15 protein-coding genes are annotated in these 12,226 nt (G+C 62.9%); 11 read left to right on the top strand and 4 right to left on the bottom strand.

Translation table 11 applies throughout. The features are described 5' to 3' along the window. The first annotated feature begins 131 nt into the window (after positions 1-131). The 4 genes from ACH79_RS27135 (at position 132) to cynS (ending at position 4,000) form a co-directional block, all read left to right on the top strand. Positions 132-1,514, top strand: coding sequence for a CmpA/NrtA family ABC transporter substrate-binding protein (locus ACH79_RS27135; protein WP_161853670.1), 1,383 nt, complete (start codon positions 132-134; stop codon positions 1,512-1,514). 160 nt (positions 1,515-1,674) lie between these two features. Continuing rightward, positions 1,675-2,514 carry a nitrate ABC transporter permease gene (gene ntrB / locus ACH79_RS27140; RefSeq protein ID WP_161853671.1) on the top strand — a complete coding sequence of 280 codons (840 nt, stop codon included), beginning with the start codon at positions 1,675-1,677 and terminating at the stop codon, positions 2,512-2,514. Positions 2,515-2,519: 5 nt separating this feature from the next. Beyond that, a complete protein-coding gene (locus tag ACH79_RS27145) occupies positions 2,520-3,446 on the top strand; it encodes an ABC transporter ATP-binding protein (RefSeq protein ID WP_161853672.1) in 927 nt (308 codons plus the stop codon). Between the two features lie 65 nt (positions 3,447-3,511). After that, entirely contained in the window at positions 3,512-4,000 is a 489-nt protein-coding gene (cynS, locus tag ACH79_RS27150; protein ID WP_057838855.1) for a cyanase, read from the top strand. A gap of 104 nt (positions 4,001-4,104) precedes the next feature. Here cynS and ACH79_RS27155 read toward each other — a convergent pair whose 3' ends face one another. Next, the gene (locus ACH79_RS27155) at positions 4,105-4,917 is read right to left on the bottom strand and encodes an oxaloacetate decarboxylase (RefSeq protein WP_161853673.1); all 813 of its coding nucleotides are present in this window, start codon (positions 4,915-4,917) and stop codon (positions 4,105-4,107) included. Between the two features lie 114 nt (positions 4,918-5,031). Between ACH79_RS27155 and ACH79_RS27160 the strand changes: the two genes are divergently transcribed. Further along, a complete protein-coding gene (locus tag ACH79_RS27160) occupies positions 5,032-5,949 on the top strand; it encodes a LysR family transcriptional regulator (RefSeq protein ID WP_161853674.1) in 918 nt (305 codons plus the stop codon). Positions 5,950-6,061: 112 nt separating this feature from the next. Here ACH79_RS27160 and ACH79_RS27165 read toward each other — a convergent pair whose 3' ends face one another. After that, the gene (locus ACH79_RS27165; protein WP_161853675.1) at positions 6,062-6,385 is read right to left on the bottom strand and encodes a DUF1476 domain-containing protein; all 324 of its coding nucleotides are present in this window, start codon (positions 6,383-6,385) and stop codon (positions 6,062-6,064) included. Positions 6,386-6,702: 317 nt separating this feature from the next. On the opposite strand from ACH79_RS27165, the gene purC reads away from it, so the two are divergent. From purC to ACH79_RS27195, 6 genes are all read left to right on the top strand, one after another. After that, positions 6,703-7,470 (top strand): phosphoribosylaminoimidazolesuccinocarboxamide synthase, encoded by a 768-nt coding sequence (gene purC / locus ACH79_RS27170; protein WP_171708996.1) that lies wholly within the window; start codon positions 6,703-6,705, stop codon positions 7,468-7,470. A gap of 20 nt (positions 7,471-7,490) precedes the next feature. Then, positions 7,491-7,730, top strand: coding sequence for a phosphoribosylformylglycinamidine synthase subunit PurS (purS, locus tag ACH79_RS27175; RefSeq protein ID WP_161853676.1), 240 nt, complete (start codon positions 7,491-7,493; stop codon positions 7,728-7,730). Between the two features lie 9 nt (positions 7,731-7,739). Continuing rightward, entirely contained in the window at positions 7,740-8,441 is a 702-nt protein-coding gene (gene purQ, locus ACH79_RS27180; protein ID WP_161853677.1) for a phosphoribosylformylglycinamidine synthase subunit PurQ, read from the top strand. Positions 8,442-8,452: 11 nt separating this feature from the next. Beyond that, complete coding sequence (locus ACH79_RS27185; protein WP_161856601.1) at positions 8,453-9,403, top strand: tripartite tricarboxylate transporter substrate-binding protein; 951 nt, start codon at positions 8,453-8,455, stop codon at positions 9,401-9,403. A 32-nt stretch (positions 9,404-9,435) separates the two neighbouring features. Then, on the top strand, positions 9,436-9,942 hold the full coding sequence (locus ACH79_RS27190; protein WP_161853678.1) for a hypothetical protein: 507 nt from the start codon (positions 9,436-9,438) through the stop codon (positions 9,940-9,942). Positions 9,943-10,017: 75 nt separating this feature from the next. Continuing rightward, positions 10,018-10,755: a tetratricopeptide repeat protein gene (locus ACH79_RS27195; protein ID WP_161853679.1), complete on the top strand. Its 738-nt coding sequence runs from the start codon at positions 10,018-10,020 to the stop codon at positions 10,753-10,755. A 15-nt stretch (positions 10,756-10,770) separates the two neighbouring features. Here ACH79_RS27195 and ACH79_RS27200 read toward each other — a convergent pair whose 3' ends face one another. Together ACH79_RS27200 and ACH79_RS27205 are read right to left on the bottom strand one after the other, a co-directional pair. After that, the gene (locus tag ACH79_RS27200) at positions 10,771-11,712 is read right to left on the bottom strand and encodes a DMT family transporter (protein WP_161853680.1); all 942 of its coding nucleotides are present in this window, start codon (positions 11,710-11,712) and stop codon (positions 10,771-10,773) included. Beyond that, the gene (locus tag ACH79_RS27205) at positions 11,702-12,184 is read right to left on the bottom strand and encodes a PaaI family thioesterase (protein WP_161853681.1); all 483 of its coding nucleotides are present in this window, start codon (positions 12,182-12,184) and stop codon (positions 11,702-11,704) included. Before ACH79_RS27205 ends, ACH79_RS27200 begins: the two co-directional genes overlap by 11 nt. Between the last annotated feature and the right edge of the window lie 42 nt (positions 12,185-12,226).

Consider the following 12,226-nt stretch of genomic DNA (forward strand, 5'->3'; position numbering starts at 1 on the left):
TATTTCGTGTAACACGAATTTTCGTAATCGCCAATATCAGCAAAATCCCTGTGATGTCAGCGCCATCGCCGCAAAGCGTGGCTGGCATATGCCTTGCTTAATTAGGGGGCAAACGTCGCGCAGGAGGGCTGATGTCTACCTTCGACAACCCATTCGATCCAAACCGTGGTCTTCATGCCGGTGGCTGCTCTTGCGGCCAGCATGTCAGCGAAGCCGATCATCAGGCCGCGCAACTGCAGGCCCAATCCGCCATCGAGAGCGAGCAGAAGCGCTACGAGGGTGTCGTCGCCTCCGCCGTGATGCGGGCGATGTTTCCGCAGGACGTTGCACGACGCGCATTTCTGAAATCGGTGGGCGCGGCAACCGCCGCGGCCGCGCTGTCGCAATTCTTCCCGCTCAAGACCGCGACCGAAGCGTTCGCGCAGGGCGGGCCGCTCGAGAAGAAAGACCTCAAGGTCGGCTTCATCCCGATCACGTGCGCCACGCCGATCATCATGGCGGCGCCGATGGGGTTTTATTCCAAGAACGGCTTGAACGTCGAAGTCATCAAGACCGCCGGCTGGGCGGTCATTCGCGACAAGACTCTCAACAAGGAATACGACGCCGCCCACATGCTGTCGCCGATGCCGCTCGCCATCACCATGGGCGCCGGCTCCAATCCGATCCCCTACACCATGCCGGCGGTCGAGAACATCAACGGGCAGGCGATCACGCTGTCGGTCAAGCACAAGGACAAGCGCGACCCGAAGAGCTGGAAGGGTTTCAAGTTCGCAGTGCCGTTCGACTATTCGATGCACAACTATCTGCTGCGCTACTATCTCGCGGAGCACGGCCTCGATCCCGATACCGACGTGCAGATCCGCGCGGTGCCGCCGCCGGAAATGGTCGCCAATCTGCGCGCCGACAATATCGACGGTTTTCTCGGGCCCGATCCGATGAACCAGCGTGCCGTGTTCGACGGCGCAGGCTTCATCCACATCCTGACCAAGGACATCTGGGAAGGGCACCCGTGCTGCGCCTTCGCCGCGTCGAAGGAATTCGTCACGACGATGCCGAATACCTATGGCGCCTTGCTCAAGTCGATCATCGAGGCGACTGCGTACGCGCACAAGGCGGAGAACCGCAAGGAGATCGCAAACGCGATCGCGCCGGCCAACTATCTGAACCAGCCGCCGATCGTGCTGGAGCAGATCTTGACCGGCACCTTCGCCGACGGTCTCGGCAACATCGTCACCCAGCCGAACCGCGTCGATTTCGATCCGTTCCCGTGGCAATCTTTCGCCGTCTGGATCATGACCCAGATGAAGCGCTGGGGTCAGATCAAGGGCGACATCGACTATGCCGGCATTGCCGCGCAGGTCTATCTCGCCACCGACGCCACAAGGCTGATGAAGGAAGCCGGGCTGACGCCGCCCACCACGACGACCAAGAGTTTTTCGGTGATGGGCAAGAATTTCGATCCCGCCAAGCCCGAGGAATATCTGAACAGCTTCAAGATCAGGAAGGCGTCGTGATGGGAAGCATCGCTCTTTCCTTACCTCGCCCCGCTTGCGGGGAGAGGTCGCCGCGCTCTTGCGCGGCGGGTGAGGGGGTACAGGTCTATCAATTGACACTAGCAGCGCGGAGAGCGCCCCTCATCCCGACTTTCTCCCCGCAAGCGGGGAGAAGGAGAAGATGACCTCATCCCTTCGCTTCCGCGCGGCCGTGGTCTCGATCGTGCTTTTAGCCGCGTTCCTCGGCATCTGGCATCTCGCCACGCGCCCGACGTCGGCCGCCACCAACATGTCGCCGGAATACGCCAAGCTGATGGGGCTGACGGCTACCCAGGGCAAATCGGCGATGCCGGGACCGCTCGATGTCGGCGCCAAATTGTGGGAGCATCTCAGGCAGCCGTTCTACGACAACGGGCCGAACGACAAAGGGCTCGGCATCCAGCTCGGCTATTCCATCGCGCGCGTCGGCCTCGGCTATCTGCTCGCCGTCATGGTCGCGATCCCGCTTGGCTTTTTGATCGGCATGTCGCCACTGATCAGCAAGGCACTCGATCCCTTCATCCAGGTGCTGAAACCGATCTCGCCGCTCGCCTGGATGCCACTCGCGCTCTACACCATCAAGGATTCTTCGATCTCCGCGATCTTCGTAATCTTCATCTGCTCGGTGTGGCCGATGCTGCTCAACACCGCATTCGGTGTCGCCTCGGTGCGGAAGGAATGGATCAACGTCGCGCGTACGCTGGAAGTCGGCACCGTCAGGCGCGCCTTCACCGTGATCCTGCCGGCCGCGGCGCCGACGATCCTCACGGGCATGCGGATCTCGATCGGCATCGCCTGGCTCGTGATCGTCGCGGCCGAGATGCTCGTCGGCGGCACCGGCATCGGTTACTTCGTCTGGAACGAGTGGAACAACCTCTCGATCACCAACGTCATCATCGCCATCCTGATGATCGGCATCGTCGGCATGCTGCTCGACCAGATCCTGGCGCGGTTCACGCGCATGGTCACCTTCCCGGAATAGCTGTCATGACCGACAAATTCATTTCCATCGAGGGCATCGCGCGGCGTTACCCGGCGGCAGGCGGCGGCGAGACCACGATCTTTGAGGATCTCTGGCTCTCGATGAACCGCGGCGAATTCGGCTGCGTGATCGGACATTCCGGCTGCGGCAAGACCACGGTCCTGAACATTCTTGCCGGACTCGACGAGCCGAGCGAAGGCGCCGTCATCGTCGATGGGCAGGCCATCGAAGGCACGAGCCTCGACCGCGCCGTGATCTTCCAGAGCCACGCGCTCTTGCCGTGGCGCACCGTGCTCGGCAACGTCGCCTATGCCGTCACCTCGAAATGGCGCAACTGGGACCGCGCCAAGGTGAAGGCGCATGCGCAGAAGTTCATCGACCTGGTCGGGCTGACCGGCTCCGAGCACAAGCGTCCGTCGGAATTGTCCGGCGGCATGAAGCAGCGCGTAGGCATTGCGCGCGCGCTCTCGATCACGCCAAAGATCATGCTGATGGACGAGCCGTTCTCGGCGCTGGACGCGCTGACACGCGGCACGCTGCAGGACGAGGTGCGGCGCATCTGCCTGGAGACCGGACAGACCGCGTTCATGATCACCCATGACGTGGATGAAGCGATCTATCTCGCCGACAAGATTTTTCTGATGACCAATGGTCCGGGCGCCGTGCTGGCCGAGATCGTGGAAAATCCGCTGCCAAAGGATCGCGGCCGCATCGATCTGCACCGCCATCCGCTGTACTACGCGCTGCGCAACCACATCGTCGATTTCCTGGTCAGCCGCAGCAAGACGTTTGCGTCAACGGTGACCGATCACGATCCCCGCAACGTGCCGGTCGTGCGGCCCGGCAAGCCGGAATTGGTGGTTGCCGCGGAGGCCGAGGATTCAACACAGGCGTCATGGCCGGGCCTGGCCCGGCCATCCACGTCTTCCTAGGCCCGCCAACAAGACGTGGATGCCCGGCACAAGGCCTGGCAAGACGAGTTAGAAGGAGACGGAGCATGAAGCGCGAAGACCTCACCGAAAAGCTGCTCGACATCAAGCGCGAGAAGGGCTGGAGCTGGAAACATATCTGCGAAAAGATCGGCGGCTATTCGGAAGTGCTGATCGTCGGCGCCATCATGGGCCAGATGAAACTGACAAAGCCGCAAGCAGCGAACGCCGGCGAGCTGTTCGGGCTGTCGAAATCGGAAGTCGCGATGCTCAACGAGGTGCCGATGCGCGGCACCGGCACGCCGATGCCGCCGACTGATCCCTTGATCTATCGCTTCTATGAAATGGTGATGGTCAACGGCCCGGCGTGGAAGGCGCTGATCGAGGAGGAATTCGGCGACGGCATCATGTCGGCGATCGATTTCGACATGGCGATCGACCGCGTCGCCAATCCGAAGGGCGACCGGGTCAAGATAACGATGTCCGGCAAATTCCTGCCGTACAAATATTACGGCGCCAGCGGGAATGTGCCGGAATACGGGTTCAAGGAGGAGTGATTCCCTCCGTCATTGCGAGGAGCGAAGCGACGAAGCAATCCATGCCTCCGCTTGTGGAGAGATGGATTGCTTCGCTTCGCTCGCAATGACTGGGAGAGACCGGATCATCCGAACGCCGCCCTGATTTCCCCAATCGGCGCCATCTCCCGCACAAAAGTGAACGCACCTCGCTCCTTCATCTCACGCGCGCATTTTAAGAACGCCGCCAGCGCGTAGCGCTCCATCGCGCCGCCGACGCTGATGCGCTTGACGCCGGCCTCGGAGAGTTGCGGAAGCGTCAGCGTCGGATCAGCAAATCCCATCACCAGGTTGAACGGCTTGCCGACCGACGACACTACGGTGCGGATCGTCTCGAGGTCGTACAGGCCGGGGGAATACAAAACATCCGCGCCGACCGTCTCGAACGCCTGCAGCCGCTTGATGGTGTCGTCGAGATCCTTGCGGCCGTGCAGGAAATTTTCGGCGCGCGCGGTCAGCGTGAACGGAAACGGCAGTTTGCGTGCCGCTTCGACCGCCGCCTGCACGCGTTCGACCGCGAGCGCAAAATCGTAGATGGGGTTGCGTGGATCGCCGGTCGAATCCTCGATCGAGCCGCCGACGCAGCCTACCTCCGCCGCGCGCGCGATCGCCTTTGCCGCGGTGTTCGGATCGTCGGCGCCGCAGTTTTCCAGGTCGGCGCTGACGGGGAGGTCGGTGGCGTCAGCGATCATCCGGCAGTTCTCGATGATGGCGTCGAGGCTGACGGTCCTGCTGCCAAGCGTGTTGGCGAGGCCGAGGCTCGTGGTCGCAAGCGCCTCGAAGCCCGTCGCGGTGAGCAGTTTCGCGGTGCCGGCGTCCCAGGGATTGGGAATGATGAATGCGCCGGGCCGCGCATGCAGCGCGCGAAACGCTTCGGCTTTTTCCATCTGACTTCGCATCGGGTGCTCCGCTTGGTTTTGTCGGTTCTGATGGCCACGAAACTAGCGGGCTATCGCCCATCAGCCAAATTTGTTATTTCTCTGGATATCATCAGCTTTTTGCATGAGGCGGACATGGACAGCGATGCGCTTCTCACCTTCCTGACCGTCCATCGCCGTGGCGGCATTTCGAGCGCGGCAAAGGCGCTGCACCGCTCGCAGCCGGCGATCTCGCGGCGCATTGCGCTATTGGAACAGGAGCTCGGCGTGCCGCTGTTCGAGCGGATTGCGAGCCGCACCATGCTAAGCGATGCGGGTCGGGTGCTGGTGCCCTACGCCGAGCGCGCCGTCGCCGCCGCGCAGGATGCGGAGAACGCAGTTCGCGCGCTGGCGCGGCCGAATTCCGGGCCGGTGGCGCTAGCCGTGGTCGGCACGCTCGCGGGCGGACGGCTGTCGGCGATCCTAAAACGCTTCGCCGCCGAACATCCCGAGGTCGAATTGAGCCTGCGCACGGCGACCAGCGCGGAAGTCAGCGACCTGATCCGGCGCGGAGAGGTGACCATCGGCCTGCGTTACGACCGTGACCGTTCGCGCGATCTCGACTGCGAATTGCTGTGCTCGGAGCGGCTGCAGGCGGTGTGCGCGCTGGATCATCCACGGGCCGGCCGCCGTGTCGCAAAGCTCGCCGATCTGCGCGGCGAGCGCTGGATTGCATTTCCGATCGTGCCGGGCAGGCGCGAGATTACCGCCGCGCATGTGTTTGCGCTATTTCAGACCCATGGATTGGGTGAAATCGAGTGGACGCCGGTCGACAGCCTGACCGCGCAGAAGCGTCTGGTGGAAGCCGGTCTCGGCATCGCCCTTTTGTCTGAGAGCAACGCCGCCGAGGAGCTGCGGCACAAGACGATCGCGACCATCGGCGTTGGCGATCTCAGGGCGAGCCACGATGTGGTGGCAGTAACGCGCCGCGGCGGCTTCTTGAGCGCGGCGGCGCGCCGGTTGCTGGAGGTCGTTCGGAAGGAGTATCGGGAGACGAAGGCGCTTAAACGTTAGCGCCGTCATTCCGGGATGGTCCGAAGGACCAGACCCGGAATCTCGAGATTCCCCGATGCGCAATTGCGCATCTGAGATCGCCGCTTCGCGTCGTCCGGAATGACGCTCAGCGTTAGGTTCCCGCCTTCACCTGGGCGGCGGCGGCCGCCATCAGCTCATCCATCTTGGCGCGCACTTCCGGCGCCGAAATGGCGACGCCCTTGGCGGCAAAATCCTTCACCACCTTGTCCTGGACGTCCCTGTCGCCGGCTTCCTCGAAATCGGCCGCGACCACCTCTTTGGAATAGGCGGTGGCGGCGTCGCCGGTCAGACCGAGCTTTTCGGCTGCCCAAAGACCGAGCAGCTTGTTGCGGCGCGCCTCAGCCTTGAACTTCTGCTCCTCGTCGAGGGCAAATTTCTTCTCAAAACCTTCTTCGCGCTTGTCAAAAGTGCTCATTCTTCGGTTCCAATCCCGGAAATGGTAAGCAAGGCCGCGTTGTCGTGGCCCGATCGCCTACCTAGATAGAGGGAGCGAATCGGTAAAACAACGGGCCGTTAGGCCGCAGGTAACCGGGATAAGTTGGCCTCAATCGGGCCGGGTCGATTGTGCTGGATGGGCCAATCGGATAGGTTGCCGGTAGGCGTGGTTCTCGTTCTGTTTCCGGTCGCTTGAGTTCGGGATCTTGCCTTCACGGCAGCTCCGTCGTGGTCACAAACCCTTGTCATCCGGAGCACACCAATTTCATGGATTTCAACAAAACACGGTACATCCCAATGAGCCGTCGACGCCGTATTTATGAGGGTAAGGCCAAGGTCCTGTATGAAGGCCCGGAGCCGGGAACCCTGATCCAGCACTTCAAGGATGATGCGACCGCGTTCAATGCCAAGAAACACCAGGTGATCGAGGGCAAGGGCGTCCTCAATAACCGGATTTCGGAGTACCTGTTTCAGCACCTCAACGACATCGGGGTGCCGACCCATTTCATCCGCCGCCTCAACATGCGCGAGCAGCTGATTCGCGAGGTCGAGATCGTGCCGCTGGAGGTGGTGGTGCGGAACGTCGCGGCGGGCTCGCTGTCGCAGCGCCTCGGCATCGAGGAGGGCACGCAGCTGCCGCGCTCGATCATCGAATTCTATTACAAGAACGACCAGCTCAACGATCCCATGGTGTCGGAAGAGCACATCACCGCGTTCGGCTGGGCCACACCGCAGGAAATCGACGACATCATGGCGCTCGCCATCCGCGTCAACGACTTCCTCACTGGGCTGTTTCTCGGCATCGGCATCCGTCTGGTCGATTTCAAGATGGAATGCGGCCGCCTGTTCGAGAACGAGATGATGCGGATCATCGTCGCCGACGAAATTTCGCCCGACTCTTGCCGGCTGTGGGACATCAAGTCGAACGAGAAGCTCGACAAGGACCGTTTCCGCCGCGACCTCGGTGGCTTGCTCGAAGCCTATACCGAAGTGGCGAAGCGTCTGGGCATTCTGATGGAGAACGAGCGCCCGGCCGGCACCGGCCCGGTGCTGGTGAAGAGCTGAGAAGAACTGGGGCAAGTCTCGTGAAGGCACGCGTTACCGTTACGTTGAAGTCGGGCATTCTCGATCCGCAGGGCAAGGCCATCGAAGGCGCGCTGAAGTCGCTCGGCGTCGACGGCATCGCCAGCGTCCGCCAGGGCAAGGTGTTCGACATCGAACTGTCAGGCGCCGACAGGGCCAAGGCCGAGGCGGCGCTGAAAGACGCCGCCGACAAGCTGCTGGCGAACACCGTTATCGAGAATTACCGGGTCGAACTTCTCTAGGCACTTTCCATGAAATCAGCCGTTCTCGTCTTTCCCGGAATCAACCGCGAGCGCGACATGGCGCGCGCGCTCAAGCTTGCCTCGGGTAATGAAGCCGCGATGGTCTGGCACGCGGAGACCGAACTGCCGAAGGGCACCGATCTGGTCGTCGTGCCAGGCGGGTTCTCGTACGGCGACTATCTGCGCTGCGGCGCGATTGCCGCGCGCGCGCCTGTCATGGACGCGGTGCGTAAACATGCGGCCGATGGGGGCCTGGTGCTCGGCGTCTGCAACGGCTTCCAGATCCTCTGCGAGGCGGGGCTGTTGCCCGGTGTGCTCATGCGTAATGCGCGGCTGAAATTCATCTGCAAGGACGTCCATCTGCGGGTCGAACGCTCCGACTCGCCGTTCACGCGGGGCTACAATGCCGGGCAGGTTATCCGTGTGCCGGTCGCCCATGGCGAGGGCAATTACGAGGCCGATGAAGAGACGGTGAAGCGGCTCGAGAGCGAGGGGCGGGTGCTCTATCGCTACTGCTCCGCCGACGGCGTCGTCGACGAGGAGTCCAACATCAACGGCGCGGCGGAATCGATCGCCGGCATCGTCAACGAGCGCGGCAATGTGCTCGGCATGATGCCGCACCCCGAGAACCACGTCGAAGACATCATGGGCTGCACCGACGGCCGCGGCCTGTTCGCAGGCCTTGCCGCGCATCTGGAAAAAGCCGCGTGAAGTTGTTCGCGATGCGCGTGTCAGCCGTCGTTGCGACGCTGCTGCTAGCCGTGCCGGCCCATGCGCAGGACTATCCGAAGCGTCCCGTCAGCATGATCGTGCCGTTCGCGGCCGGCGGCACCTCCGACGTGATTGCGCGCGTGGTGGCCGAGGAGATGAGCAAGTCGCTCGGGCAGCCGATCGTGATCGAGAATGTCGCTGGCGCCGGCGGCTCGACCGCGCTGTCGCGCGCCGCGCGCGCGGACGCCGACGGCTACACCATCGCGATCGGCAATGCCGGCACCAGTGCCGCGACCTACACGATCTATCCGAAACTGCCGTTTACGCCGGAATCCTTCGTGCCGATCGCGGTCGTTGCGAAGACCTTCGGCATCATCGCGCTGCGCAAGGATTTCCCGGCGAAGAACCTGCAGGATTTCATCGCCTATGCGAAGAAGAATCCCGGCAAGGTCAATCTCGGCCATGCCGGCGTCGGCTCCTCGAATTTCCTGATCTGCAAGAGCTTTGTGCAGGCCGCCGGCATCGAGGTCCAACTCGTCGGCTATCGCGGCGCGGCGCCGGCGCTGACGGACGCGATCGGCGGCCAGATCGACGGCGTCTGCGATTCCGCCGCCTCGGTGTCGCAGGCGATCGACGACAAACTGGTGAAAGGCATCGTCGTCGGCTCAACGGTGCGGCTTGCGACCTTGCCCGACCTGCCGACGTCGGCAGAAGCGGGACTTCCCGATTTTGAAGCACAGGGCTGGAACGGCCTGTTCGCGCCGAAGGGGACGCCGGCTGCGGTCATCGCGAAACTGAACGCCGCGGCGAAAGCCGCCGTCGAGAGCGAGGCGGTGAAGAAGCGCTTTCACGATCTCTCCACCGTCGCCCCCGACGCCCATGAGCACGCCAGCGAGGTGCTCGGGCAGTTGGTGACGCGCGACGTCGAGAAATACAGGAAGTTGCTGGAAGAGAAGAAATAGCCGCGACGACCATGTTAATAAAAAAGCCCCGCTTGAAGCGGGGCTTTTTGTTTTCTGCCTATCATCTGCCGGTCGGCGAGCCGGGTCCTGCCGGCGCGAGCGTCGAACCGCTGGGCGAGGGGTTGATGTGCGTGTTTCCCGACGGGTTCACCGCGCTGTTCCGCCCAGCAGCCGCACTGCCGGCGTCGTTGCTCATGCCGGTGCTCGGGTTCGTACCCGTCGCGCTGCCGGTGGTCGTTCCGCCGGTGGAAGATCCCGCCGTCGCGCCGCCGGTCGCCGTACCGCCCGTGCCCGAACCTCCGCCTGCGGAGCCGCCGCTCGACTGCGCGAATGCGAAACTGCTCGTGAAGACAAGCGCCGTCGCCAATCCGAGTGTTGCGAGTTTCATGATTGCTCCTTTTTGTTGCATCGGGAGCAAACGAGGTCCGCCAGCACAGCGTTCCTGCCTGCCAATCACAGTTCGTTGCTGTTCCGTCGACGTGGCTCGCGCGCCACAGGTGTGGAATCACAGCGATCTATTCGTGTCCATTCACAACTGAAGATTGTCTGATTGAACTTGCCGCGCTAACAAGGCCACTAAGGACCGTCTGCCCGGTTTGACTGGAATTGCCCACATGCCTGTTGCTATCGTTGTTTTGCTGCTCGACATCACCCTGATCTGGCACGCATCGAAGACCGGGCGCCTGCAGCCCTGGGCTTTCATCATCCTGATGATCCCCTTTGTCGGCGCGCTCGCCTACATCGTCGTCGAGCTGATCCCGGAATGGTTCGGCAGCCCGGGCGCGCAACAGGCGCGCAAGCGGATGGCTGATAGACTCGATCCGGAAAAGCGCTATCGTGAGCTGTGCGACCGGCTCACCGGCAGCGACACCATTGCGAACCGCGACGCGCTTGCGGCCGAATGCCTGAAGGTCGGGCGCTTCGATGAAGCCGAGCGGCACTACGATCACGTCCTCACGCTGCCGATGGGGCGCGAGCCGGCCTACGCGCTGGGCAAGGCGCAGGCGCAATTCGGTCTCACCCGTGCGGCGGATGTGCTCGCGACACTGGATGATCTGAAACAGCACTGGCCCGATTTCGAATCGGCCGACGGGCATCTGCTCTATGCCCGCGCCTTGGCCGAGGTCGGCCGCATCGACGAGGCGCTCGACGAATACCATGCGCTCGTCGCCTATTTTCCGGACGCCGAGGCCAAGGTGCGTTACGGCATGCTGCTGAGCATGGCGGGACGCACCGCCGAAGCCAGGATCGTGTTCAACGAATTGCTGCTCTCGATGCGGCGCGCGCCAAAATATCTGCGCGATGCCCAGGCGGAGTGGCTTGCGATCGCCGAAAAGCAATTGTCGGCGTGAGCACGCCGGCGGGGTTCATTCGTCCTTGTTCCCACGGAGGCGATCGATCCACTTGCGATAATGGCCGCGCGGGATGGTCATCGCGGCGACGCCCGTCATGACGAGCACGAGGCCGAGCGCAAGGTTCGCCGGTACGGCTTCGCCGAGCAGCAGCACCGAGAGGCCGACGCCGATCGGGATGCGCAAATAGCCCTGCGCGTTGGTGGTCAGCGTACCGAGCCGCGTCAGGCACATGTAGAACAGCATCAGCCCGAAGGCGCTGGACACGATCCCCATCGCGGCGGTGGCGACCAGCGCTTCAGTCGTCGGCCGCAAGGTCCAGGGATGATCGACGAGCAGCGCGAATGGCAATAGCACCGTGCCGCCGAACAGGAGCGAGCCCGCGGCCACCACCATGGGGTCGTAGTCCGTCAGCCGCAACCCGAAGATCGTGGCGCATGCGAACGAGATGGTGGCGATCAGGATGACGATCTCGGCCAGGATGTTGGCATCGAGCGCGGCGAGCGCGTCGAGGCCGATGATCACGGCCGTGCCGGCCAGCCCCAGAACGGCGCCGATCAGCTTCAGCAGCGTGGCCGGCTCATGCCGCGTGATGCCCCAGGTGATGAGAAACGCGAAGATCGGCGTCGTCGAGGCCAGCACCACCGTATTCGATGCCGGCACATATTGCTGCGCCCAGGTGATCAACAGAAACGGCAGTGTCGAATTGATGGTCTGTTGCTGCGCGAACAGCTTCCAGGCCTTGGCGTCCACGGGCATCCGCACGCTGCGCACGCGCAGGACCGCGAACAGAAAGGCTGCCGCAATCAAGGAGCGCGCCGAGATGAAGGTGATCGGCGGAATCGAGCCGAGGCCGATCTTGGTCAGCGGATAGGTCGAGCTCCAGCAGCACGCCAGCGCGAGCAGCAACGCATAGTCGCGCCAGCCGCGACGGGGCTGTGGCGCATCAGGTGGCAACGGCGTCCGTCGGCTTCTTCCATTTCACCCGCTTGATGGTGCCGGAGAAGGTGAACAGCGACCGTTCGCCGGATTTCAAGATGCCCCGCACGAAGATCAGCGAGCCGCCGGCGCGGGTGACCTCGCCGGTGCATTCGATGAGCTCGCCCTGGCGGGCGGCATCGAGGAACTCGGACGAAAACGACACAGTCACCCCCGGGCTCTGCAGCACCGAGCCGGCCAGCGCGAACAGGCAGTAATCGGCAAAGGTCATGAAGCAGCCGCCATGGACATTGCCGCCGCCGTTGAGGTGTTTTTTCGCGACCCGGAACGCGCAGGTGATGCGGCCGTTCTCGTCCATCCGGTGGTAGAACGGGCCGGCATGGGTCTCGAAATGGTCGCGTTTCCAGGTCCGCCAGCCCTCGAATTCGCCCTCGGTTTCGACGTGGAGATCGGGGCGGAGGTCGAATGCGGTCTTGGCGAGCTGGTTCACGAAATCTGGCCTTCAATTGTCGGTTTGGGTCCTTAAATCCGA

Origin of the sequence: Bradyrhizobium sp. CCBAU 051011, from assembly GCF_009930815.1 — a bacterium.
Lineage (GTDB): Bacteria > Pseudomonadota > Alphaproteobacteria > Rhizobiales > Xanthobacteraceae > Bradyrhizobium.

Excerpts from the sequence above, each read along its gene's own strand:
- ACH79_RS27165 (WP_161853675.1), bottom strand. The coding sequence starts at position 6,385 with ATGAGCACTTTTGACAAGCGCGAAGAAGGTTTTGAGAAGAAATTTGCC.
- ACH79_RS27195 (WP_161853679.1), top strand. The coding sequence starts at position 10,018 with ATGCCTGTTGCTATCGTTGTTTTGCTGCTCGACATCACCCTGATCTGG.
- ACH79_RS27135 (WP_161853670.1), top strand. The coding sequence starts at position 132 with ATGTCTACCTTCGACAACCCATTCGATCCAAACCGTGGTCTTCATGCC.
- cynS (WP_057838855.1), top strand. The coding sequence starts at position 3,512 with ATGAAGCGCGAAGACCTCACCGAAAAGCTGCTCGACATCAAGCGCGAG.
- purC (WP_171708996.1), top strand. The coding sequence starts at position 6,703 with ATGAGCCGTCGACGCCGTATTTATGAGGGTAAGGCCAAGGTCCTGTAT.
- purQ (WP_161853677.1), top strand. The coding sequence starts at position 7,740 with ATGAAATCAGCCGTTCTCGTCTTTCCCGGAATCAACCGCGAGCGCGAC.
- ntrB (WP_161853671.1), top strand. The coding sequence starts at position 1,675 with ATGACCTCATCCCTTCGCTTCCGCGCGGCCGTGGTCTCGATCGTGCTT.
- ACH79_RS27160 (WP_161853674.1), top strand. The coding sequence starts at position 5,032 with ATGGACAGCGATGCGCTTCTCACCTTCCTGACCGTCCATCGCCGTGGC.
- ACH79_RS27145 (WP_161853672.1), top strand. The coding sequence starts at position 2,520 with ATGACCGACAAATTCATTTCCATCGAGGGCATCGCGCGGCGTTACCCG.
- ACH79_RS27185 (WP_161856601.1), top strand. The coding sequence starts at position 8,453 with ATGCGCGTGTCAGCCGTCGTTGCGACGCTGCTGCTAGCCGTGCCGGCC.
- ACH79_RS27155 (WP_161853673.1), bottom strand. The coding sequence starts at position 4,917 with ATGCGAAGTCAGATGGAAAAAGCCGAAGCGTTTCGCGCGCTGCATGCG.